This is a genomic window from Pararhodobacter zhoushanensis (genome assembly GCF_025949695.1).
In the GTDB taxonomy this organism is placed as follows: Bacteria; Pseudomonadota; Alphaproteobacteria; order Rhodobacterales; family Rhodobacteraceae; genus Pararhodobacter; species Pararhodobacter zhoushanensis_A.
This window is the reverse complement of record NZ_JAPDFL010000001.1, coordinates 702274-724174: the sequence shown is the minus strand read 5'-3', so window position 1 is coordinate 724174 and position 21901 is coordinate 702274. Positions and strand designations below refer to the sequence as shown.

Below are 21901 nucleotides of genomic sequence, written 5' to 3'. Positions count from 1 at the left end.
TCGCCGTGCGATCGCGGTTGAGCTTTCCGCCGCACAGGCCTAGCAAGTTCTCCTGAGAGTACGCCTGAGAGTACGGAGGCACGCCATGAAGGTGATGATCAACGGGTTTGGACGGATCGGCCGCACAGTGCTGCGCGCCTGGCTCAAGGGCGGTTGCCCGGGGATCGAGATCACCGGCATCAACGACATCGCCCCGGCCGAAACCTGCGCCTATCTGCTGGAATACGACAGCGTCTTTGGCCCGCTCGCCGATGTCGAGCTGGAGGACAACGTACTGATCGTACAGGGCCGCCGCCTGCCGCTGACCCAGGCGCTCGACCTCTCCACGCTGGATCTGCGCGGCGTCGATCTGGTGCTTGAATGCACGGGCAAAGCCGACAGCCGCGACGTGGCAGAGCGCGGGTTGCGCGCCGGCGCGCGCCGCGTGCTGATCTCGGGCCCGTCAGACGCCGCCGATGCCACCGTCGTTCTGGGCGCCAATGATGCCGACCTGCGGGCTGAGATGAGCGTGGTCTCCAACGCCTCGTGCACCACCAACGCGCTGGCCCCGCTGGTGCGCGTGCTGGATGAGGCGCTCGGCGTCACAGCGGGCTGGATGACCACGATCCACTGCTACACCGGATCGCAACCCACCGTTGACGCGCCGCGCAGCAGCGACCCCGCCCGCAACCGCGCCGCTGCGCTGTCGATGGTCCCCACCACCACCAGCGCCGGGCGACTGCTGGACCGGGTTTTGCCCGATCTTGCCGGCGTGATCGAATGCGCCGCCGTCCGCGTGCCCACGGCCAGCGTCTCGGCGGTGGATCTCTGTGTCGTGCCCAAGCGCCCCGCCGATGTGGATGCAGTCAATGCCGTGCTGCGCGCTGCAGGCGGGGTGATCGGCTGGACGAACAAGCCGCTGGTCTCCTCCGACCTGCGCGCCCGGCCCGAGAGCATCGTCATGGCCCTGCCCGAAACCCGCGTCACCGGCGGCGGACTGATCCGCGTGTTCGGCTGGTACGACAACGAGTGGGGCTTTTCCTGCCGTATGCTCGACATGGCGCTGCGCATGGGACCATCCGCATGATCACTGTCTCCGACGCGCTGCTGCACGCCTTTGACACCGGCCAGTCGCTGTCCCCGATCACCGACAGCGACCCCGGCTTCGACCTGCCCCGCGCCTATCAGGCGCAGGCCATGCTCACCGCCGCCCGCATCCGGCGCGGCGCACGGGTTGTGGGGGTCAAGACCGGCTTCACCAACACCACGATCTGGGACGAATACAACGTCCACGCCCCGATCCTCGGCCCCATCTTCGACACGACTTGGCGCGAAGGCCCGATTGTTGCCGCCGGCTTCATCGAACCCCGGATCGAGCCCGAGATCGTCCTCAAACTCGCCGACTCGCCGACGCCGGACATGGACGACGCCGCGCTCATGGCCTGCATCGACAGCGTCGCGCGCGGGTTCGAGGTCGTGCAAAGCCCTTTCCCCGGCTGGCGTTTCCGCGCCCCCGATACCGTCGCCGCCGGTGCCCTGCATGGCGCGCTGGTCACGGGGGCCTTCGTCCCTGCCACACCCGAGCTGCTTGCCAGCCTCTCTACCCTCAGCATCACCCTGCTGTGCAACGATCAAGTGATGGACAACGGCCACGCAAGCAACGTCCTCGGCGGCGGACCACTGGCCGCCCTGCGTGACCTCACCGCGCAGCGCGGCAGGGATCTGCTGCCCCCCGGTTGGGTGATCAGCACCGGCACCCTGACCCGCGCGCTGCCGATCAGCGCCGGCGAAAGCTGGACCACGCGGATCACTGGCGCCGACCTGCCGCCGCTCTCGCTGAGCGTCACCTGACCGCATCATCTGTCCGAAAATATCCTCGGGGGTGAATTCGGCGTCAGCCGAAGAGGGGGCGGAAAGCCCCCTTGCCCGTCACGCCACCAGCGATTCCGCGCTCTTGAGGTCCACGCTCACCAGCTGGCTCACCCCTTGCTCGGCCATGGTCACGCCGAACAGCCGGTCCATGCGCGCCATGGTCAGCGCATTATGGGTGATGATCAGGAAGCGCGTCTCGGTGCGGCGGGTCATTTCGTCCAGCAGGTCGCAGAAGCGCATGACATTGGCGTCGTCGAGCGGGGCGTCGACCTCGTCCAGCACGCAGATCGGCGCGGGGTTGGCGAGGAACACGCCAAAGATCAGCGCCAGCGCGGTCAGGGTCTGTTCACCGCCCGACAACAGGCTGAGCGAGCTCAGCTTCTTGCCCGGCGGCTGGCACAGGATCTCAAGCCCGGCTTCCAGCGGATCGTCGCTTTCCACCAGCACCAGCCGCGCCTCGCCACCGCCGAAGAGGTGAGTAAACAGCGTGGCGAAGTTGCCGTTGACCTGATCGAAGGCCGCCAGCAACCGCTCACGCCCCTCGCGGTTCAGCGCCGAGATACCGCCGCGCAGTTTGGCAACCGCGGCTTCCAGATCGGCCTTCTCCGTCACCAGCGTGGTGTGCTCTTCCTCGACCGCCTTGGCGTCTTCCTCAGCCCGCAGGTTCACCGCGCCCAGCGCATCACGGGCGCGGCGCAGGCGGGCGATTTCGGTTTCCAGATGGCCCGAATCGGGGATCGCGTCCACATCCGTGCCGATCTGGTTGAGCAGCCCTTGCGGCGTGGTGTCCAGCTCATCAGCGATGCGGTTGGCGGCCAGCGTCACGGCCTCCCCCGCCGCATCGACGCGCGCTTCAGCCCGCGCGCGGGCCTCGCGGGCCTCACCGGCGGCGCGTTCGGCGGTGCGCTCGGTTTCCTGCGCGGCGCGCAGGGCGCTTTCGCCCGACAGCAGCGCCTCGACAGCAGTGGTGCGGCGGGTCTCGGCCTCGCTGATCGCGTCGTTCAGCTCGGCCCGGCGCGCAAGGATTTCCTCGGGCGCGGCGGTGGCTTCGGATAATTCGTCCTGCGCCTCTTCCTCGCGCCGTTCCAGATCGGCGATGCGCCCGGCGGCGGTGGATTTGCGCGCCGTCCAGCTTTGAATGTCGCGCGCCACTTCCTGCCCGCGTGTCCGGCGCGCGGTGCCTTCGCGGCGGATTTCTTCCTGCGCGGCGCGGCGGGCCATCATCGCGATGCGCGCGGCCTCGACCTGCGTGCGGGTGGTTTCCAGCTTGCTGCGCACGGCATCCAGATCGTCGAGTTCGGCCAGCGCCTCTTCGGCCTCGGCCAGCCGGGCCTCAGCGGCTTCCGCCTCGGCCTGCATGCGTTCCAGCGCCAGTTCGGCGCTCTCGCGTTTGGACTGGGCGAGGCTTGCGTCAGCCTCGGCCCGGCTGAGCGCGCGGCTCGCCTCGGTCAGCCGCGATTCGGCCGAACGGCGGGCGTCGCGGGCCATGCGGTCGGCCTCGGTCAGCTGGGTCAGGCGGGATTGCAACTGCTGATGCGCGTCGCGGGCGGCGTCCTGCCGTGCTTCGGCCTCGTCCAGGTCTTCGCGCAGGGCGTCCAGCCGGTTGCGCTGGGTCAGGCGGATCGCGGCGGCGCTTGGCGCATCCTCGCCGCGCTGCATCAGCCCGTCCCAGCGCCACAAATCGCCCTCACGTGTGACCAGCTGCTGGCCGGGGCGCAGGGCGACGTGCAGGGCTTGCGCCTCGGCAGCGTCGCTCAGGCCGATCTGCGACAGGCGGCGCGTCAACTCACCCGGCGCGGTGACGTGGCGGGCCAGCGGCTCGGCCCCGGCGGGAAGTGCTGCGGCATCATCATAGCCCGGCAGCGCGCGCCAGCCCGAGCCCGCCTCAGCCGCCCCGGCGCGCAGATCGTCGCCCAGCGCAGCGCCCAGCGCGCGTTCAAAGCCCGGCGCGACGCGGATCTGGTCGAGCAGATCGCTGGCCGCGTCCCGGTCGCGTGAGATCAGCCGGTCCAGCGCGTTGAGTTCCGCCGACAGCGCCGTCGCCTCGCCTTCCGCCCCGGCGCGGGCGGCGCGGGCTTCGACCTCGGCCGATTGCGCATCGGCGCGGGCGGCTTCGGTCTCGATCAGGGTTTCCTCGGCGGCTTCCAGCAGATCCTGCGCGCCGTCGCGTGCCTCGTTCGCGGCTTCCTGCGCCTGCTCCGCCCCCTCAACCCGCGCCGTCGCCTGCGCCGCCTCATCGGCCGCGCGCTGCGCCCCGGCGGCGGCGCGCGTGCCTTCGGCGCGGGCATCGCTGGCCTGACGGGTCAGCGACTGGTGCCGCGCGGACAGGCGCGCGACATCCTCGGTCATTTCGGTCAGATGCGCCTCGATATCGGCCAGCACATCCGAGGCTTCGCGCGCCGCCTCCACCGCCTCGGCCAGCTTTTCGTCATGGCCCTCGGACGCGCGCGCCAGCTGCTCCTCTTCCCACTGCAGCCGCTCGATCGTCTCATCCGCATCCGCCGCCAGCCCGGCTTCGCGCTGCGCGTCCTGCCGCAGCTGGTCGATGCGGGTCATCAGCGTCTGCACGGCTTCGCGCGCGCGGGCTTCCTGATCGGTCAGCGTGTCGCGCTGGACATGCAGGCGTTGCAGGATCGCCCCGGCAATCGCCTCTTCCTCGCGCAGCGGCGGCAGCGCGTCTTCGCGCCCTTCCCTCGCCGTCTTCGCCTCACGCGCGGCGCGTTCGGCGGTCGCTGCCAGCGTCACCGCCTGCCCATGCGCCGCCTGCACCTCGGCCCGCGCCTGCGCGGCCTCGCGCCAGCGGCGGTACAGGATCATGCCTTCGAACTTGCGCAGATCGACGCCGATCTCGCGGTAACGCGCCGCCTGCCGTGCCTGCCGCGCCAGAACCGCCATCTGCTGCGCCAGCTGATCCACCGTGTCGCCGACACGCTCCAGATTGGCCTCGGTCGCGTTCAGGCGCAGCTCGGCCTCGTGCCGCCGCTGGTACAGGCCCGAGATCCCGGCAGCCTCTTCCAGAATGCGGCGCCGCGCCTTGGGCTTGGCGTTGATCAGTTCGGAAATCTGCCCCTGCCGCACCAAGGCGGGCGAATGCGCGCCGGTCGAGGCATCGGCAAACAGCATCTGCACATCGCGGGCGCGCACATCCTTGCCGTTAACCTTGTAGGCCGATCCAGCGTCGCGGGTGATGCGGCGGGTGATGTCCAGCGTGTCGGAATCGTTGAAGCCAGCGGGGGCCAGCCGGTCCGAGTTATCGACCGAAAGCGCCACCTCGGCAAAGGCACGCGCACCGCGGCTGTTGGTCCCGGCAAAGACCACGTCCTCCATGCCTGAACCGCGCATCGCTGTCGGGCGGTTCTCGCCCATCACCCAGCGCAGCGCTTCCAGCAGGTTGGATTTGCCGCAGCCATTCGGCCCGACAACGCCGGTCAGCCCGTTGCGGATCACCAGTTCGGTGGGGTCCACGAAGCTTTTGAAACCGTTCAGGCGCAGGCGGGTGAAATGCAAGGACAAGACCTTTGATGCTGAGTCGCGACAGTCTGTTGTCGCACGCAAAGGAGTCAAGGAACAGGGCCGGATGTGGCGGTTTCAGGGCGGTTATCCACAAGATATTGCGGTGCTTGCGCCACAGTTTGCGGGGATTGACCCTGCCACGATCCTGCCGCAGCGTAGCGAAAAAGCGCGAGAATGCCGATGCCAGTCACCGTCCTTGCCGATTCCCCCGCGACCCCGGTGCGACCGCGCTGTTGCAGGCGTCGCATGCCTATCTGCAAAGCCTCTACGCGCCCGAGGATAACCATTTCCTGTCGATTGATGACCTGTGCACGCCCGATATCGCCTTTTTCACCGCGCGGCTGGACGGGCGGGTTGTCGGCACGGCGGCGCTGGCTTTGCGCGACGGGTATGCCGAGGTGAAGTCGATGTTCGTCGACCCCGCCGCGCGCGGTCAGGGCGTGGCGAATGCGCTGATGGTCGCGCTGCTGGCCGAGGGGCGAAAGCGGGCGCTGCCCCGGCTGATGCTGGAAACCGGGCCGCTGAATACCGAGGCGATCAAGCTCTACCAGCGCCACGGCTTCACCCGGTGCGGGCCGTTTGGCGGCTATGCGGATGTGCCGGCCTCGGTGTTCATGGAATGCGCGTTGGCGCCCCGGCGGATGCGGGCTGACGAGGACATGCGCGCGGTTCATGCGCTGCTGACGAAGGCGTTTGCTTATATGGACGGGGTGATTGATCCGCCGTCCTCGCTGAACCGGATGACGGTTGATGATCTCGCCCGCGATGCCGCGCTGAATGAACTGTGGGTCATCGAGCCCGGCCCCGCCGCCTGCGTGATCCTGACGCCCAAGGCGGACACGCTGTATCTGGGCAAGCTGGCGGTTGCAGAAGGCCATCGCGGCACCGGCCTGTCACGGGTGATGGTTGCGCTGGCGATGGAGCGCGCGCGGGCATTGGGCCTGCCCTCGGTCACGCTGCAAACGCGGGTGGAACTGGTTGGCAATCAGGCCGCGTTTCAGGCGATGGGCTTCGCGGAAACCGACCGCACCGCACATGCGGGCCATGACCGCCCGACGTCAATCACCTACCAGCGGCCGGTCTGACCAAGTGCATTCGCATATGCGCATCTCTTTATTGCGCAACGCGCCCTCGCGTGCCTATCCTGCGACTGGGTCCGCATCGGCCCCGCGCGTTTTGGGAGGACGCGTATCACCCACGGGAGGACACACCCCATGATCACCACCGCCCTGCGCGGCGCAGGCCTGGCCGCGCTGCTCATTCTTGCCCCGCTCGCCGCTCTGGCCGAGGTCAACCGCGTCGCCATTCATCTGGACGAAAACGACCCCGCCCGCATGAACATGGTGCTCAACAACGCCAACAACATCATCCAGTATTACGAAGAACAGGGTGAAGAGGTCGAGATCCAGATCGTCACCTATGGCCCCGGCCTGAACATGCTGCGCGCCGATACCTCACCGGTGGCGGACCGCATCAGCCAGATGTCGCTCGAGCACGAGAATATCAGCTTTCAGGCCTGCAACAACACGCTGCAAGGCATGCAGCGGCAGGCAGGACATGACATTTCCCTGATGCCCGAGGCACAGATTGTCCCTTCGGGCGCGGTCCATCTGATTGAGCTGCAGCAACAAGGCTGGGCCTATCTGCGCCCCTGACGGATCTCACGACGGTCCGCGCGATCATCTGTCCTCAAATATCCACGGGGGGTGTCCAGAGGGGGAGCGTGCTCCCCCTCTGGCGAGGGAGCGCGAGGGGCGAGCAGCCCCTCGCCCTACGCCGCCGCGCGGTCCTGCCGGACGTTCCACGCCAGCAACACGCCAAACACCACCAGCGCCGCGTAATGCTCCCATTCCTGCACCGGCCAGATCAGCACCGCGCACAGGCCCAGCAACACCACGCGCATCGGCCAGCCAATCGGCGCTTCCATATGCCCCTCGAACGCCGCTGCCAAAGCGTAGAGCGCCGCGATGGTGAACAGCGCGATCTCCAGTTGCTGCCAGATTGTCCCCGACAGAAGCGGTGAAAAGGCAAAGAGCAGCGGCACGATATACAGCCCCTTGGCCATCTTCCACGCGGTGAACCCGGTCGCCATCGGTCGCGACCCGGCAATCGCGGCAGCAGCAAAGGCGGTCAAGCAGACCGGCGGTGTGACCGAACTGTCCTGCGACAGCCAGAACACGATCAGATGCGCCGCCAGAAATGCGGCGGTAATCGCCTGCGGGGCGAGGGATTGTTCGGTGATCATCCGGCTGAACTCGATGGGTGCCGCCGACAGGATCTGCGCCGCCAGCGCCGCATCCATCGGCTGCCCGATCGCCGCCGCGTGTTGAGGCGAGCCCAGCATCAGCATCGCCCCCGGACCCGGCCCGATCGTGCCCATGGCGATCATGTCGATCACCTCGGACCGCAGGATCATATCGGCCAATGCGGGCGCGCTGAGCGTGGCGACAACGATATAGGCCGCCGTCACCGGCAGCCCCATCCCCAGCACCAAAGAGGCCAGCGCGATCAGCATGATCGCGATCAGCACCGAGCCGCCGGACCATTCGTCGATCATCAGTGAAAACGTGTTGCCGACGCCCGACAGCGTCACTGCCGTGATCACCACGCCAATGGCGATCAGCAGCACCGCCGTCATCACCATGTTGCGCGCGCCCAGTGCCAGTGCTTCCAGCACCGCCCTTGGCCCCATCGGGTTCTTGGTCAGCCAGCTGGCCACGATCACCGCAAGGATGGCGAAACCGGCGGCGTAGGTCGGGGTATAGCCCCAGATCATCAGCCCGACCAACACGCCGATGGGCACAAAGAACGCCAGACCATTCTCGCGCAGCACCTGTCCCAGCGTCTTGGTGACCTCGTCCGTCTGCGGTTTCAGGTTCAGGCGTTTGGCGGTGATGCGGACGTAGAACGCGATCGACACGAAATACAGAATCGCCGGGATCACCGACACGGCGGCGATGGTCAGGTAGGGCACCTGCGTGAACGAGGCCATCACAAAGGCACCCGCCCCCATGATCGGCGGCATGATCTGCCCGCCGGTCGACGCCGCGGCCTCGGTCGCCGCGGCGGTCTGCGCGGGCATGCCGGCGCGTTTCATCAAGGGGATGGTGATGGTGCCGGTGCTGACCGTATTGGCCACCGCCGAGCCCGATATCGTCCCCATCAGCCCCGAGCCGATCACCGCCACCAGTCCCGGCCCACCGACCATCCGCCGCGCCAGCACCTGCGCGAAGTCGATGATGAAATGCCCGGCACCCGAGCGCAGCAGGAAGGCGCCGAACAGGATGAACATGAACACATAGGATGACGAGATCCGCCCGACCGTGCCGAACATCCCGTCATCGGTATAGAAAATCCGAAACAGCATGGTGTCCGAGCGCAGCCCGGCAAAGGTCAGCATCCCGGGCACCCAGCGGCCCCACAGGGTGACATAGGTAAAGCTGAGGATGATCAGGATCGGGATCACCCAGCCCGTCGTGCGGCGGGTGAATTCGATGGCAAGCAGCAGCGCAATGCCGGTGAACAGCCAGTCATACCACGCAAAGCCGGTGGTTTGCTGGCGGGAATAAAAGCTCAACTCGTTGAAATAGAGATAAGCGAACAGCGAGAGCGCGCCGAGGCCCAGCACCACGTCCAGCCCCAGCACCCAGCGCCTGCCGCGGTCGGTCGTCGCGGTGAAAGCCGGATAGAGCAGCGCGCACAGAAAGCCGAAACCCGCGAAATGGAAGCAGGCCTGCCACAGCTCGGGCCAGGTGCCCAGCGTGTTCATCCAGATGTGGAACAGCGACAGCGCGACGCCGAACCAGAAGGCGACACGCCCCGGCAGGCTACCCGCCGGGCGCATCCGCAGATTGACTTCTTCGCCGGTATCGAGCGCCTCATTGACAGCGGGAGCGGCGGCATCGGGAGATCGGGACATGGCACCCTCGCGGTAAGCACAAACACCGCCGCGCGGGGAACGCGCGGCGGCTCAGCGTCAGCGGTGAGCGTCGGTCACTCGGCGACGGGGGCGATGTTGGCGGGGATGGTCAGCCCGGCCTCTTCATAGTAGCGCGCGGCACCCGGATGCAGGGTCAGCGGCAGGCCCGACATGGCATTGTCCAGCGACATGTCGCAGGTCGCGCGGTGGATGTTGCACAGGAAGGCGAGGTTTTCATAAATCGTGCGGGTGAAGAGATAGACGTCCTCTTCGGGCACATCGGCATTCACCGCCAGAAAGTTCGGCTGCGCGATGGTCTGCGTATCGGCGTCGATACCCGGATAGGTGCCGCCCGGAATGGTGAAGCGGAAATACAGCCCCGCGCCGCCATCCATCGCCGCCATCTGCTCGTCGGTGATGTTCAGCAAGGTGACATCATCGCCCATCTGCGCCGCAACCTGCGTCATCGTGCTGACGCCAACGCCCGAGCCGATGATCGTGCCGTCGATGGTGCTGTTGATCATCCCGTCAACCGAGGGGCCAAAGCCCTGATACACCTGATTCCACTGGGTCCAGTCGATGCCGAAATTCTCCAGCATGAACTTGTTCGAGAACTCGTTACCCGAGTTGCGCGCGCCAAGGCTGAAGGTGCCGCTGAACTCTTGCAGATCGGCGACGGTGCCGGTCGGTGCCATCGACGTGCGCAGGACATAATGCTCGACGTTCGGCCAGAGCAACGCAATCGAGCGCAGGTTTTCCTGCGGCCCGGCCTCTTCCAGCGCGCCGGTGCCGTTGCGGGCCCAAGCGCCGAAGAGACCCTGAAGAATGGCGAATTGCGCCTGATTGTCGCGCATCAGCACGACGTTCTCGCCCGATCCGGCGGACGAGATCGCCGACATGTCCATGCCTTGCGAGTTTTGCAGATGGATCTTGGCCAGCGTCGCCAGCGCCACGCCGACCGGATAATAGGTGCCGCCGGTTCCGGCAGTGGTCAGCACATAGGCGCGCGGCGTGTTCTGGGCAGTCGCCGCAAAGGGCGCAGACATGGCAACAGCCACCGCGGCGACGCGGGTCAGGGTCTTCAGCATAAGGTATCCTCCCAAGGACTTTTATCGTGTCAGAGCCGTCGCTCTGCCGTCGGTTGTTCCGACGCTGGGGAAAGGATGCCTGACTTGCTTCAGAAATCAAACATAAAGATCGTCAGCGGGTGAACGGGCGCAGAGGCTAAGGGACACAGACCCTCTGCACCCCGCCCGATCAGCTGGCTTTCAGGACGCCGCGCTCGATCTGATCCTGCTCGATGGATTCAAACAGCGCCTTGAAGTTACCCTCGCCAAAGCCGTCATCGCCTTTGCGCTGGATGAATTCAAAGAAGATCGGCCCGATCACGGTCTTGGAGAAGATCTGCAACAGGATGCGCGTCTCGCCGCCATCCACCACGCCTTCACCGTCGATCAGGATGCCGTGCTTTTCCATCTGATCCAGCGGTTCCTGATGCCCGGTGACGCGGTCCTTGCTCAATTCGTAATACGCATGCGGCGGGGCGGGCATGAACTTGATGCCGCGCTCGGCAATCGCGTCGGTGGCGCTGTAGATATCCTCGGAACCGACGGCGATATGCTGGATGCCCTCGCCCTTGTAACGCTTGAGGTATTCGACGATCTGCCCGGTCTCGCCGCGATCCTCGTTGATCGGGATGCGGATGCGACCGCAGGGCGAGGTCAGGGCGCGGCTGGTCAGGCCGGTGAATTTGCCAGCGATGTCGAAAAAGCGGATCTCGCGGAAGTTGAACAGATCGCCGTAGAACTTGAACCAGACGTCCATGTTGCCCTTGTGGACGTTGTGGGTCAGGTGATCGAGATAAAAGAAGCCCACGCCCTGCGGATGCGCCGTCTCTACCCAGTCGAATTCGGCGTTATAGGGCGAGGCATCCCAATACTGATCGACGAAATAGATCAGGCTGCCACCGATCCCCTTGATCGCGGGCACATCCATGGTCTTGCCGGGGCCGGTGTAGGGCTCGGCACCCTTGGCGACAGCGTGGTCAAAGGCGTGCTGCGCATCGACAACGCGCCAGCCCATCGAGGGCGCGCAGGGGCCGTGCTCGTCAACAAAGGCGCGGGCGTGGCTGCCGGGTTCGTCGTTCAGCACATAGGTGATGTCGCCCTGCTGCCACAGCTCGATCGCCTTGGTCTTGTGGGTCGCGACCTTCTCATAACCCATCCTGGCGAAGAGGGTGCGCAGCGTTTCCGGCTCGGTATGCGCGAATTCGACGAACTCGAACCCGTCGGTGCCGGCGGGGTTGCTGTCGCTGATCGTGGCGCGCGGGGCGTTATGCGGGAAGGGGCCCATGACGTTCTCCTATGATGCGTGTTGGGTGCATCTTAGGGCGCATGGCTTGCGCGCGGGGCGCGAACTGGGGCAGTGTGGCCGGCAGAGATGCGCGTGAAATGCGGATTTCACCACTTTGATGCGATGGAATGTCATGATCGACGAAACCGATGCGCGCATTCTGGCGCTGATCCAGACCGACGCGATGCTCACCGCGCAAGAACTTGGCGCGCGCATCAACCTGTCCCCCAGCCAGGCCGCGCGCCGCCGCGCCCGGCTCGAGGCCGAGGGCTATGTCCTCAGCTATGCCGCCCGGCTGGACCCGGCCCGGGTGGGGCTGAGTGTGCAGGCCTTTGTGCAGGTGCAGATGGCCACCCACACCCCCGACCGCGCCAAAAGCTTCGAGCGCCTGCTGGGCACGCTGCCCGAGGTGGTCAGCGTCTGGAGCCTGACCGGCGAGGCCGATTACCTGCTGCGCGTCTGGTGTGCGGATCTTGGGGCGCTGAACGTGCTGATCCACGAGCGGCTGCTGCCCCACCCTGCGGTGTCACGGGTGCAGAGCCAGATCGTGATGAACCAGCTCAAGACCTTCGCCGGACTTCCCCTGTAAGGCCGGGCAAGGGGGCTTTCCGCCCCCCTCTTCGGCTGGCGCCGAATTCACCCCCCGAGGATATTTTCAGACAGAAAATGCGGCTTTAACGCTTTGTTAACTGCGCCGCTCTGCTCAGTTGACTCTGCCGTGGGGGTGGGTGCCCGCTCTACCCGGCCAAAATCATCGCGGCGGCTTTTTCGGCGATCATGAGGGTGGGCGAATTGGTGTTGCCCGACGGGATGGTCGGCATCACGGACGCATCCACCACCCGCAGCCCCTGCACGCCGTTCACCCGCAGGTCCGGGGCCACCACCGCGCGCGGGTCGGTGCCCATGCGGCAGGTGCCCACCGGGTGAAAGATGGTTGTGCCGATCTCGCCAGCGGCGCGGATCAGGTCATCTTCGTTTTGCGCCTGCGGGCCGGGCTTGAACTCTTCGGGTTTGTAGCGCGCCATGGCCGGCGCCGCCATGATCCGCCGGGTCAGGCGGATCGACGCGGCAGCCACGCGGCGGTCGGCGGCGGCGCTGAGGTAGTTGGGCGCGATGACCGGCGCCTCCCGCGCGTCTTTCGAACCGATGCGGACATGGCCGCGGCTTTCGGGACGCAGGTTGCAGACGCTGGCGGTGATCGCCGGAAAGGCGTGCGGCGGCTGGCCGAAGGCGTCGAGGCTCAGCGGTTGGACATGGTACTCAAGATCCGCACGGTCAACATCAGGGCCAGAACGGGCAAAGGCCCCCAGCTGGCTGGGTGCCATCGACATCGGCCCGGACCGCATCAGCGCGTATTGCGCCGCAATCATGGCCTTGCCGACCAGCGAATTGGCCATGGTGTTCAGTGTCTTGCCCCCGGTGACCTTGTAGGCAAGCCGCAGTTGCAGGTGGTCTTGCAGGTTCTCCCCGGCGTCGCAGTCCTGTCGCGGCGCGATTCCCAGCGCCTGCAGCCGCTCGGCCGGGCCGATCCCTGCCAGTTGCAGCAACTGGGTCGAGCCGATGGAGCCTGCCGACACGATCACCTCGGCCGCTGCGCGCTCTTCGGTTGGCTGACCATCGCGCAGATAGCGCACGCCGACGCAGCGGGTGCCGTCGAAGATCAGCCCGGTCGCCTGCGACCCGGTATGGATCTGCAGATTGCCCGAGCGCCGCGCCGGGCGCAGGAACGCCTTGGCCGTGTTCCAGCGCCAGCCCGAGCGCTGGTTGACCTTGAAATAGGCCACGCCCTCATTATCGCCGGTGTTGAAATCCTCGACCGCCGGGATGCCGACCTCTTGCGCCGCCTTCGCCCAGTCATCCAAGATATCCCAGCGCAGCCGCTGGTTCTCGACCCGCCACTCGCCGCCGGTGCCGTGCATCTCACCCGGCTCGCCTGCCGCGTAATCCTCGTGCTTCTTGAAGAACGGCAACACGTCGTCCCAGCCCCAGCCGGTATTCCCCGCCTGCCGCCACTGGTCATAGTCTGCCGCCTGTCCGCGCAGATAGAGCATGCCGTTGATCGACGAGCACCCGCCCAACACCTTGCCGCGCGGGTAGAGCAGCGAGCGGCCGTTCAGCCCCGGCTCGGCCGCGGTGCGCAGTTGCCAGTCGGTGCGAGGGTTGTCGATGCAGTAGAGATAGCCGACGGGGATATGCACCCAGAGGTAATTGTCGCTGCCCCCGGCCTCGAGCAACAGCACCCGGTGCCTGGCGCTCAGGCGGTTGGCCAGCACGGCCCCGGCGCTGCCCGCGCCCACGATGATATAGTCCCAATCCGCCATGGTGCCCCCCGATGTTAGGGTAAGAGTAGCAGAGGGCGATTCGCGCGCAATCACACAGCACCCTGATTTTGCGGCGGGGAAACCCGCCGATACCAGTGCTAGCGGTTGTCCCGATATCGTATTTTTGGTATATTTAACGTAGTGTTATAACGCGTTGTTAAGACGGCCTGCCAAGGGCTGCACTCCTGAACGAGGCATCTATGAAATATCTGTTGAGCGCCGCATTTCTTGCGGTTGTAACCTTGGCTCCGGCCACCGCTGTTGCTGGCCCGGTCGAGCGCGCCTGCAATGACTCGGAACGTCGTCAGTCGAACCGCGAATTGTGCCGCTGCATCGACGCCGCCGCCGATCGCACGCTGACCCGGTCAGAGCAGCGCCGCGCCGCGCGCTTTTTCACCGATCCCGATGAAGCACAGACCGTGCGCATGTCGCCGACGCGGGCGGACAATGAATTCTGGGCCCGCTACCGTGCCTTTGGCGCGCTGGCCGAGCAGCTCTGCACCAGCGGTTAAGGCCGGGCTTCCGCCACCCGCGCGCGCCACAGGGTGAACAGCCCGGCGCAGACCACGATCACCGCCCCGACGGCAACGTTGGGGCGTAGTGTTTCGTTGAAGATGGTGATCCCGATGGTGCTGGCGAAGACCAGTTGCAGGTACGCGAACGGCTGGATGGCCGAGGCCTCGGCAACCTCATACGCGCGGATCAGCAGGAAATGACTGGTGACCGAGGTGACGCAGAGCAGCGCCATCCACGCCCAGTCGCTGCCGATCATCGGCTCCCAGAACCAGATGCCTACGGCAGTGGTGACCACCGCGCCGGTAACGCCGGTCCAGAAAAACTCACAGCGCTTGAGTCGAACCGCGAGACGTAGCGGGTCAACAGGCCGTACAGCGCGAACATGAAGGCGGCGAGGACGGCCATCAGCGCCTCGGGCTTGAACACGCCAAAGCCCGGCTCCAGAATCACCAGCACGCCGACAAAGCCGATGCCGATCGCGACCCAGCGCCGCCAGCCGACTTTCTCGCCCAGCACCGGCCCCGACAGCGCGGCGATCAGCAGCGGATAGGTGGCAAAGACGGCGTGAGCCTCGACCAGACCCAGCCAGACAAAGCTGATGATCGCCACGAAGATTTCAAGCGCCAGCAAGGCTCCGCGAAAGATCTGCGTCTTTGGTGCGCGCGAGCGCGCCGCATTGCGCAACCCGCCCGCCATGCGGCTGGCAAGGACGATGACGAAGGTGGCAAAGAACCAGTAGCGGATCATCACCACCATGAAGACGTTGTATTCCCCGGCCAGATGGCGCGAGATGCCATCCTGCAGAGCGAAGATCAACGTAACGGCGACCATCAGCCAGACGCCGAGGGTGGTGTTCTGACGGGTGGTCATTGGGGCATCCTGGCGGTGGTCATGTGTTTCTTGCGCCCGAAACCGGGCTGGCGGGTCACGGTGAAGCCTGCGGCCTCAAGCCCGCGGCGGACATGGCCTGCGGCGGTATACGTGGCTGCGGTGCCGCCCGGCGCGGTGTGGCGCGCGACCTGCGCCATCAGGGCTTCATTCCACAGTTCGGGGTTACGGGCGGGGGCGAAGCCGTCCAGAAACCACGCGTCAGCGACATGCGGCCAGTCGGGCAGTGTCTCGCGGGCGTCACCGATGTGGATCCGGGCCTTGATGCCGGGCAGGTTGACCGCGCGCACCGGCCCGGTGGCAGCGGCCCATTGCGCGACCAAGGCGTCGGCCTGCGGCAGGCCAAAGGGTGCCAACGCGCGGGCCATGTCGGTGGCAGCCATCGGGAAGGCCTCGAACGAGGTGAAATGCAGCGTTCCCTCCGGTTGCCAGACATGCGCAAGGGCCAGCAGGTTCAGCCCGGTGCCAAAGCCCAGTTCGGCGACGTGGAACCCGTCGCGCAGACGCTCGGGCAATCCATTGCCTGCCAGAAAGACATGATTGGTCTCTTCCAGCCCCCCGGTAAAATAGGGGTCATCAAAGGCGGTGGCGACCGGCGTGTCGGCGTCGGTCCATGTCAGGCTGGGCTGGTTCATACGCGTGTGAAGGATTAGGAACGGGTGACCTTTACGCGCAGGCGAGGGAAAGGCAATGGCACAAATCACGGTGATGGGCGCGGGCATCTTTGGCCTGACAGCCGCATGGGCGATGGCCCGGCGCGGGGCCTCGGTCCGGGTGATCGAGGCGGTGCGCGTTGGCGCAGGATCGTCGGGCGGGATCGTCGGCGCGCTGGCACCGCATGTGCCCGAGCAGTGGAATGCCAAGAAGGCGTTCCAGTTTGACAGCCTGATGATGGCCGAAGCGTTCTGGCGCGATGTGGCGCAGTCCGGCGGGCGCGATCCGGGCTATGCGCGCACCGGGCGCGTGCAGCCGCTGGCGGATGAGGCTGCGGTGGCGCGGGCGGTCGAGCGCGGGCAGAACGCACAGGATCTGTGGCAGGGGCTGGCGGTTTGGAACGTGGTGCCGGTGGGCAGCGTTCCGGGGATGCGGCTTTCATCACCCACCGGCCTGATCATCCACGACACACTCACCGCCCGGATGCGCCCGCGCGGCGCGGCCGAGGCATTGGTCGCGGCGCTGGCGAGCAAGGGTGTGGTGGTCGAGCGTGGCGCGGTTGCGCCCGAAGGGAGGGTTCTTTGGGCGACGGGTGTGCAGGGGCTTGAGGCATTGGGGGCGGATCTCGGTCAGGCTCTCGGCAACGGGGTCAAAGGTCAGGCGGCCCTGTTCCGTGCCGACTTTCGCGACGCGCCTCAGCTCTTCGCGGACGCGCTGCACATCATCCCCCATGCGGATGGCACCGTTGCTGTGGGCTCAACGTCAGAGCGTGACTACAACGCACCCGACACCACCGACGCACAGCTTGATGACCTGATCGCCCGCACCCGCGCGCTCTGCCCCGATCTGGCTGACGCGCCGCTGCTTGAACGCTGGGCTGGGGTGCGCCCTCGCAGCCGGTCGCGCGCACCCATGCTGGGGGAATGGCCGGGCAGGCCGGGGCATTATGTGCTGAACGGCGGGTTCAAGATCGGCTTCGGCATGGCGCCAAAACTGGCTGAACTGGCAGCGGATCTGCTGTTGGACGGCGAAGACGGGGTGCCGGACGGCTTCCGCGTCGCGGATAGTTTGAAAAGACAGTGAGAGAGTCGGGGTGAACCCCGACCTACGCAAACGAAAAGGCCCCGCGCGAGCGGGGCCTTTCGGGCAACATCAGAGCGCGGTCAGTGCAGACGCGCATCCACGGTTGCGATCGAGTCTTCGATCAGCTTGTTGGCATCCTCGGCGCTGAGGTTCTTGGCGATCAGATCACGCGACGCCGCAATGGCCACCGCAATCGCCGTATCGCGAACCTCTTTCACCGCAGCAGCCTCGGCCGACGCGATCTGCTCCTCGGCACCGCGCAGACGGCGGGCGATCGAGGCTTCCAGATCGATACGCGCCTGCGCAGCGGCCTGCTCGGCGTCGGCTTTCGCCTTGGCAACGATGCGGTCAGCCTGCTCTTTGACTTCGGCCTTCTTGCGCTCGAACGAGGCACGCAACTCCTGCGCTTCTTCGCGCAGCTTGCGGGCTTCATCCAGCTCGGCACGGATCGTCGCAGCGCGCTTGTCCAGCAGGCCCGCCAGCAGGCTGGGAACCTTGAAGTACAAGAGCACGCCGACGAAAAGCAGGAAGGCCAGCAACACCACGAAGTCGGTGTTGCGCAGCGAGATCGACCAACCGGCAGCCATCGCCGGCGACGCGGCAACGACCAGGATCAGGGAAAGAAACCGGATCATGCGGCACCCCCTTTCAGGTTGCTCGATACAGCAGCGGTCACCGAACGGGCATCAGCCTTGACTCCGAACACACCCAGGATTTCCTTGGTGGTGTCCTTGGCGACGGTCGTAACCGCCTCGGCCGCGCTGTCGCGGATTTCGCCGATGCGAACCTCGGATTCCGCGGTACGCGCGGCAATCTCGGCATCCGCTTTGGCAATCGCCACATCGAGATCCTTCTGGATATCGGCGCGGGCGTCTTCGATCACCTTGGCAGCAGCAGCGCGCGCGTCATCGAGGGCCTTGTGATAGGCTGCCTCGGCCTCGGCGGCCTGCGTCTTGAAGCTCTCGGCAGCGGCGATATCGTTGGTGATGGTCCCGGTACGTTCGGCAAGAACCGATCCGATCCGGGGCAGCGCCACGCGCGAGAGAATGAAGTAGAGCACGACAAGCGCCACCACGAGCCAGAAGATCTGGTTCGGAAAGGTTGCGAAGTCGAGTTGCGGCATACCACCCGAGGCCGCCTCGGTCGCATGACCCGCGGCAGTGGCACCGTGCTCGGCGCCGTGTTCGGCGATTTGCTCGGCTGCGGTTTCTGCAGACATGGGCGTCCTCCTGATTGACCGAATCCGCCGGGCAGGTCGTCAGACCCACCCGGCCGTAAGGATCACGGGCGTGTCAGGATCAGACTGCGAACATCAGCAGGAGCGCAACGAGGAACGAGAAGATCCCCAGCGCTTCGGCGAACGCGATGCCGATGAACAGCGTAGCGGTCTGGCCAGCGGCGGCCGACGGGTTGCGCAGAGCGCCCGACAGGAAGTTGCCGGCAACGTTGCCCACACCCACAGCTGCCCCACCCATGCCCATGCAGGCCAGGCCAGCGCCGATGTACGCACCCATTTGAACGATATCGCCAGTCATTTTACAGCTCCTAGTTTGGAATTAGCAGAGTTGGAGAACCCGACCTCAGTGGTGCGGATGCAGCGCATCCTTGAGGTAGACGCAGGTCAGGATGGTGAACACGTAGGCCTGAATGAAGGCCACGAGAATTTCGAGCCCGTACATCGCGGTGATGGCGATGATGGACAATGGGGTCACGGCAATACCGATGCCCGAGATCAGGATCAGCGGCGCGAAGGCAGCGAACACTTTGATCACCGCATGGCCTGCCATCATGTTGCCGGCCAGACGAATGGAGTGGCTGACGGGACGCACGAAGTAGCTGATGATCTCGATCAGGGCCAGGATCGGACGCAGCGCCAGCGGCGCGGACGACACCCAGAACAGACCCAGAAAGCCGACGCCGTTCTTGTAGAAACCGACGATGGTCACGGTCAGGAACACGCCGATCGCCAGAACGGCGGTGACAGCGATATGCGAGGTCGGCGTGAACGCCTTGGGCAGCAGGCCCAGGAAGTTCGAGGCGACGATGAACAGGAAGACGGTGAAGATATAGGGGAAGAACTTCAGCGCGTCTTTGCCCGCAACGTCTTCAACCATCTTGTGGATGAAGCCATAGGCCAACTCGGCAATCGACTGGATCCGCGTCGGGATGATCGCGCGGCCCTTGGTGCCGACGATGAACAACAACGCAATAGCCAGAACGCTCAGCGCCATCCACAGCGTGGCGTTGGTGATCGTGAACACGCCCACATCGCCGTCGCCGAACAGCGGCCGCACGATGAATTGGTCCATCGGGTGGAAGGCCAGGCCTTCGCCATGCTCTTCTGCAGCCACAGTCAGTCCCCTTCGTTCCGGACGGCCGTCGCCGTCTCTTCAGTCTTGCGCTGGATCTCGGCAGCGGTGCGCATCATCACGCGAACACCGGCCGCAAGGCCCAGCAAAATGAACAGCACCAGAAACAGGGGAATGGTGCCAAACAGCATATCCAGCCCGTATCCGATGCCAAAGCCGATCAACAGACCGGCAACAAGCTCGGTGACCATCCGCCAAGCGTGGTTCGCCATGCGGTGACCTTCTGCGACGCCGTTGAGATCGAGTGCTTGCACCTTTTTCAGCTTCGCGAGCCGCTCGTCGAGCGCACGCAGTCGCTCCAGATCCGTCGGTTCGCTCATCCAGAAACCCCTCAGAGCAGTCCGGCGCAACCTAGAAGCAGGGGGGCATAGAGTCAACAACCAATGACGGGCCTAAGGCCGTTGATATTGCTCGATTTTTCCAATTTACCTCACGCGTTCGTGGGCACTCGGACACTCCCGATGCCGCGCCTGCACATTCAACCATTTCATTGAATGTCCCGCGTGCCGCGCTTGACCGCTCCCCTCCTCACCGCTACGGCTGAGAGCGTGAGCACCCCCATCCCGCGCCCCGATCCTCTCGACATCGTCTTCATGGCGCTTGCGGACCCCACCCGCCGCGCCATCCTTGCCATGCTGCTGGAAGATGACATGGCGGTCACCGACGTCGCCGAGCCCTTCCCGATCTCCCTCGCCGCGATCTCCAAACACCTCGCCCTGCTGGCCGAGGCCGGGCTGATCAGTCAGGAGAAACGCGGCCGGGTGAAATGGTGCAAACTCGAGCCCGACGCCATGCGCGCCGCCTCGGTGTGGATGCAGGCCTTCGGCCAGTTCGAACCGCTCAACCTCGAAGCCTTCGAGCGCTTCCTCGCTGCCGAACTCGGCACGCCCCCGGACCCGGACTGACCTCGCCCATCATCTGTCCTTAAATATCCTGGGGGGTGAATTTGCGCAGCAAAGAGGGGGGCAACGCCCCCCTGCCCCGGTCGCCCGAAGGCGAGACGCAACGCGTCAAGACCTGAGGGCGAAACCCCTCAGCGCCGCATCCGTTGCAGCAGTGCCAGCGACACATAGCCATCCGGCGGCAACCCGTTGGCCGATTGCCACTCGCGCACCGCCGCCAGCGTGCCCTGCCCGACGCGCCCGTCAATTGTCCCGTCGTAATGCCCCGAGCGTGCCAGCACCCGTTGCAGCTCTTCGCGCTCGGCAAGGCTTAGCGGGCGGTCGTCGCGCGGCCAGTCGCCGACAAAGCCGCCGCCGCCGCGCAGCCGGTCGGCCAGATGACCAATCGCGATCGCATAGGCATCGGCGTTGTTATAGCGCTTGATGACGCGGAAGTTCTGAAAGGCCAGAATGGCCGGCCCGCGTGAGCCCGCCGGGAACAGCAGCGTTGCCTCCCCCGACCGCGGCAGCGTCGCGCCGCGCACGGGCTCGATCCCCAACGAGCGCCACTCGCCTGCATCGCGCGACGTATTGGCCAGACGCGGGTTGAAATTGCGCGGGATCACCACCTCGACGCCCCAGGGCTGACCGCGTTGCCAGCCATGGCTTGCCAGATACGCCGCCGTCGAGGCCAGCGAATCCGTCGGATCATCCGACCAGATGTCGCGCACGCCGTCGCCGCGGAAATCGACAGCATAGGCCAGATAACTGGTCGGGATGAACTGGGTATGCCCCATCGCCCCGGCCCAGCTGCCGACCATATGGCTGGCGTCGACATCGCCCGACTGGATGATGCGCAGCGCGCCGATCAGCTGTTGTTCATAGAAATCCGCCCGGCGCGAGCCCATCGCCAGCGCCGACAGCGCCGGGATGATCCGTGTCGAGCCGCGCAGCGCGCCATAGGCGCTTTCCATGCCCCAGACGGCAACGATCACCTCGCGTTCGACGTCATAGCGTGCCTCGATCTCGTCGAGCACGCGGCGGTGGTCGCGCAGCGCCGCCTGACCGTTGCGGATGCGGCTCTCGGACACGGCGCTGTCCAGATAGGCCCAGATCGGGCGGCTGAACTCGGGCTGGCTGGTTTCGTGACGCAGCGTGCTGGTGTCCGGGCGGACCCCCGCAAAGGCCGCGTCGAACACCCGCGCCGAGATCCCCTCACGCAGGGCGCGGGTGCGAAAACCGCGCAGCCATGCGCCGAACTCGCCGCTTGCCGCAACCGGGGCAGGTGCCGACGCCAGCGTGCGTGGCCGCGCCGCAGGGCGGCGGCTGCTGTCAGGAGCCAAGGCCTGCACCGCCGGATCATTGGCCCGCGCCTGCACCAGTTGCGCAACGACAGGCTCGGCAATCAGCGACGGCCGCGCCACCGGGCGCGGAGACCGCTCAACGGCAGCGGCGGTCAGGGCGGTCAGGGACAACGCGGCACTCAGCCAGAATAGTCCGGCACGGATCTGCATTCAGGGCCTGCTCTGTTCGTTTCTTTTGCACAAAGAGTAC

Annotated in this window: 20 protein-coding genes and 1 pseudogene; 8 read left to right on the top strand and 13 right to left on the bottom strand. The window is 66.0% G+C overall.

Going from position 1 to position 21901, the window contains the following annotated elements; genetic code table 11:
- The first annotated feature begins 85 nt into the window (after window positions 1–85).
- Both OKW52_RS03655 and OKW52_RS03650 read left to right on the top strand, forming a co-directional pair.
- Window positions 86–1066 (top strand): type I glyceraldehyde-3-phosphate dehydrogenase, encoded by a 981-nt coding sequence (locus tag OKW52_RS03655; protein ID WP_264504499.1) that lies wholly within the window; start codon window positions 86–88, stop codon window positions 1064–1066.
- Window positions 1063–1830 (top strand): 2-keto-4-pentenoate hydratase, encoded by a 768-nt coding sequence (locus OKW52_RS03650; protein ID WP_264504498.1) that lies wholly within the window; start codon window positions 1063–1065, stop codon window positions 1828–1830. The genes OKW52_RS03655 and OKW52_RS03650 overlap by 4 nt, the downstream gene beginning before the upstream one ends.
- A 78-nt stretch (window positions 1831–1908) precedes the next feature.
- Here OKW52_RS03650 and OKW52_RS03645 read toward each other — a convergent pair whose 3' ends face one another.
- Window positions 1909–5358, bottom strand: coding sequence for a chromosome segregation SMC family protein (locus tag OKW52_RS03645; protein ID WP_264504497.1), 3450 nt, complete (start codon window positions 5356–5358; stop codon window positions 1909–1911).
- A gap of 239 nt (window positions 5359–5597) precedes the next feature.
- Between OKW52_RS03645 and OKW52_RS23205 the strand changes: the two genes are divergently transcribed.
- Both OKW52_RS23205 and OKW52_RS03630 read left to right on the top strand, forming a co-directional pair.
- On the top strand, window positions 5598–6449 hold the full coding sequence (locus OKW52_RS23205; RefSeq protein ID WP_319800451.1) for a GNAT family N-acetyltransferase: 852 nt from the start codon (window positions 5598–5600) through the stop codon (window positions 6447–6449).
- A 129-nt stretch (window positions 6450–6578) separates the two neighbouring features.
- Window positions 6579–7019: a DsrE family protein gene (locus OKW52_RS03630; protein ID WP_264504496.1), complete on the top strand. Its 441-nt coding sequence runs from the start codon at window positions 6579–6581 to the stop codon at window positions 7017–7019.
- 116 nt (window positions 7020–7135) lie between these two features.
- Here the strand turns inward: OKW52_RS03630 and OKW52_RS03625 are convergent, their stop codons facing one another.
- The 3 genes from OKW52_RS03625 to hppD all read right to left on the bottom strand — a co-directional run bounded on the left by OKW52_RS03625 (window position 7136) and on the right by hppD (window position 11635).
- Window positions 7136–9283, bottom strand: coding sequence for a TRAP transporter permease (locus tag OKW52_RS03625; protein ID WP_264504495.1), 2148 nt, complete (start codon window positions 9281–9283; stop codon window positions 7136–7138).
- Between the two features lie 74 nt (window positions 9284–9357).
- Window positions 9358–10371: a TAXI family TRAP transporter solute-binding subunit gene (locus OKW52_RS03620; protein WP_264504494.1), complete on the bottom strand. Its 1014-nt coding sequence runs from the start codon at window positions 10369–10371 to the stop codon at window positions 9358–9360.
- A 169-nt stretch (window positions 10372–10540) separates the two neighbouring features.
- On the bottom strand, window positions 10541–11635 hold the full coding sequence (gene hppD, locus OKW52_RS03615) for a 4-hydroxyphenylpyruvate dioxygenase (protein ID WP_264504493.1): 1095 nt from the start codon (window positions 11633–11635) through the stop codon (window positions 10541–10543).
- A gap of 133 nt (window positions 11636–11768) precedes the next feature.
- On the opposite strand from hppD, the gene OKW52_RS03610 reads away from it, so the two are divergent.
- Window positions 11769–12224, top strand: a complete 456-nt coding sequence (locus OKW52_RS03610; RefSeq protein WP_264504492.1) for an Lrp/AsnC family transcriptional regulator — start codon at window positions 11769–11771, stop codon at window positions 12222–12224.
- A 148-nt stretch (window positions 12225–12372) separates the two neighbouring features.
- On the opposite strand, the gene OKW52_RS03605 is transcribed toward OKW52_RS03610, so the two are convergent.
- On the bottom strand, window positions 12373–13956 hold the full coding sequence (locus tag OKW52_RS03605) for a GMC family oxidoreductase (protein ID WP_264504491.1): 1584 nt from the start codon (window positions 13954–13956) through the stop codon (window positions 12373–12375).
- 200 nt (window positions 13957–14156) lie between these two features.
- On the opposite strand from OKW52_RS03605, the gene OKW52_RS03600 reads away from it, so the two are divergent.
- Window positions 14157–14468, top strand: a complete 312-nt coding sequence (locus OKW52_RS03600) for a hypothetical protein (RefSeq protein ID WP_264504490.1) — start codon at window positions 14157–14159, stop codon at window positions 14466–14468.
- Here the strand turns inward: OKW52_RS03600 and OKW52_RS03595 are convergent.
- Window positions 14465–15342, bottom strand: a pseudogene (locus OKW52_RS03595) (DMT family transporter). The gene OKW52_RS03600 and the pseudogene OKW52_RS03595 sit on opposite strands and share 4 nt — an antisense overlap.
- The gene (gene mnmD, locus OKW52_RS03590; RefSeq protein ID WP_264504489.1) at window positions 15339–15995 is read right to left on the bottom strand and encodes a tRNA (5-methylaminomethyl-2-thiouridine)(34)-methyltransferase MnmD; all 657 of its coding nucleotides are present in this window, start codon (window positions 15993–15995) and stop codon (window positions 15339–15341) included. The pseudogene OKW52_RS03595 and the gene mnmD overlap by 4 nt, the downstream one beginning before the upstream one ends.
- Before the next feature lie 55 nt (window positions 15996–16050).
- Here mnmD and OKW52_RS03585 point away from each other — a divergent pair, with 55 nt between their 5' ends.
- On the top strand, window positions 16051–17097 hold the full coding sequence (locus OKW52_RS03585) for an NAD(P)/FAD-dependent oxidoreductase (protein ID WP_264504488.1): 1047 nt from the start codon (window positions 16051–16053) through the stop codon (window positions 17095–17097).
- An 80-nt stretch (window positions 17098–17177) separates the two neighbouring features.
- On the opposite strand, the gene OKW52_RS03580 is transcribed toward OKW52_RS03585, so the two are convergent.
- The 5 genes from OKW52_RS03580 to OKW52_RS03560 form a co-directional block, all read right to left on the bottom strand.
- On the bottom strand, window positions 17178–17732 hold the full coding sequence (locus OKW52_RS03580; RefSeq protein ID WP_264504487.1) for a F0F1 ATP synthase subunit B: 555 nt from the start codon (window positions 17730–17732) through the stop codon (window positions 17178–17180).
- Complete coding sequence (locus OKW52_RS03575; RefSeq protein WP_264504486.1) at window positions 17729–18316, bottom strand: F0F1 ATP synthase subunit B'; 588 nt, start codon at window positions 18314–18316, stop codon at window positions 17729–17731. The genes OKW52_RS03580 and OKW52_RS03575 overlap by 4 nt, the downstream gene beginning before the upstream one ends.
- A 79-nt stretch (window positions 18317–18395) precedes the next feature.
- Window positions 18396–18632, bottom strand: a complete 237-nt coding sequence (locus tag OKW52_RS03570) for a F0F1 ATP synthase subunit C (protein WP_127106598.1) — start codon at window positions 18630–18632, stop codon at window positions 18396–18398.
- A gap of 45 nt (window positions 18633–18677) precedes the next feature.
- Entirely contained in the window at window positions 18678–19448 is a 771-nt protein-coding gene (locus OKW52_RS03565) for a F0F1 ATP synthase subunit A (RefSeq protein ID WP_264504485.1), read from the bottom strand.
- A gap of 2 nt (window positions 19449–19450) precedes the next feature.
- Window positions 19451–19786: an AtpZ/AtpI family protein gene (locus OKW52_RS03560; protein WP_264504484.1), complete on the bottom strand. Its 336-nt coding sequence runs from the start codon at window positions 19784–19786 to the stop codon at window positions 19451–19453.
- Window positions 19787–20059: 273 nt separating this feature from the next.
- Here OKW52_RS03560 and OKW52_RS03555 point away from each other — a divergent pair, with 273 nt between their 5' ends.
- Entirely contained in the window at window positions 20060–20371 is a 312-nt protein-coding gene (locus OKW52_RS03555) for an ArsR/SmtB family transcription factor (protein ID WP_264507651.1), read from the top strand.
- A 128-nt stretch (window positions 20372–20499) separates the two neighbouring features.
- Here the strand turns inward: OKW52_RS03555 and OKW52_RS03550 are convergent, their stop codons facing one another.
- Window positions 20500–21861, bottom strand: coding sequence for a lytic murein transglycosylase (locus OKW52_RS03550; RefSeq protein WP_264504483.1), 1362 nt, complete (start codon window positions 21859–21861; stop codon window positions 20500–20502).
- Window positions 21862–21901 lie beyond the last annotated feature (40 nt).

Bases quoted from the DNA above. Each gene is read 5' to 3' on its own strand.
- OKW52_RS03620 (WP_264504494.1), bottom strand. From the start codon at position 10,371: ATGCTGAAGACCCTGACCCGCGTCGCCGCGGTGGCTGTTGCCATGTCT.
- OKW52_RS03610 (WP_264504492.1), top strand. From the start codon at position 11,769: ATGATCGACGAAACCGATGCGCGCATTCTGGCGCTGATCCAGACCGAC.
- OKW52_RS03655 (WP_264504499.1), top strand. From the start codon at position 86: ATGAAGGTGATGATCAACGGGTTTGGACGGATCGGCCGCACAGTGCTG.
- OKW52_RS03605 (WP_264504491.1), bottom strand. From the start codon at position 13,956: ATGGCGGATTGGGACTATATCATCGTGGGCGCGGGCAGCGCCGGGGCC.
- OKW52_RS03625 (WP_264504495.1), bottom strand. From the start codon at position 9,283: ATGTCCCGATCTCCCGATGCCGCCGCTCCCGCTGTCAATGAGGCGCTC.
- OKW52_RS03570 (WP_127106598.1), bottom strand. From the start codon at position 18,632: ATGACTGGCGATATCGTTCAAATGGGTGCGTACATCGGCGCTGGCCTG.
- mnmD (WP_264504489.1), bottom strand. From the start codon at position 15,995: ATGAACCAGCCCAGCCTGACATGGACCGACGCCGACACGCCGGTCGCC.
- OKW52_RS03555 (WP_264507651.1), top strand. From the start codon at position 20,060: ATGGCGCTTGCGGACCCCACCCGCCGCGCCATCCTTGCCATGCTGCTG.
- OKW52_RS03585 (WP_264504488.1), top strand. From the start codon at position 16,051: ATGGCACAAATCACGGTGATGGGCGCGGGCATCTTTGGCCTGACAGCC.
- OKW52_RS03580 (WP_264504487.1), bottom strand. From the start codon at position 17,732: ATGATCCGGTTTCTTTCCCTGATCCTGGTCGTTGCCGCGTCGCCGGCG.
- OKW52_RS03600 (WP_264504490.1), top strand. From the start codon at position 14,157: ATGAAATATCTGTTGAGCGCCGCATTTCTTGCGGTTGTAACCTTGGCT.
- hppD (WP_264504493.1), bottom strand. From the start codon at position 11,635: ATGGGCCCCTTCCCGCATAACGCCCCGCGCGCCACGATCAGCGACAGC.
- OKW52_RS03630 (WP_264504496.1), top strand. From the start codon at position 6,579: ATGATCACCACCGCCCTGCGCGGCGCAGGCCTGGCCGCGCTGCTCATT.
- OKW52_RS03650 (WP_264504498.1), top strand. From the start codon at position 1,063: ATGATCACTGTCTCCGACGCGCTGCTGCACGCCTTTGACACCGGCCAG.
- OKW52_RS03575 (WP_264504486.1), bottom strand. From the start codon at position 18,316: ATGTCTGCAGAAACCGCAGCCGAGCAAATCGCCGAACACGGCGCCGAG.
- OKW52_RS03560 (WP_264504484.1), bottom strand. From the start codon at position 19,786: ATGAGCGAACCGACGGATCTGGAGCGACTGCGTGCGCTCGACGAGCGG.
- OKW52_RS03550 (WP_264504483.1), bottom strand. From the start codon at position 21,861: ATGCAGATCCGTGCCGGACTATTCTGGCTGAGTGCCGCGTTGTCCCTG.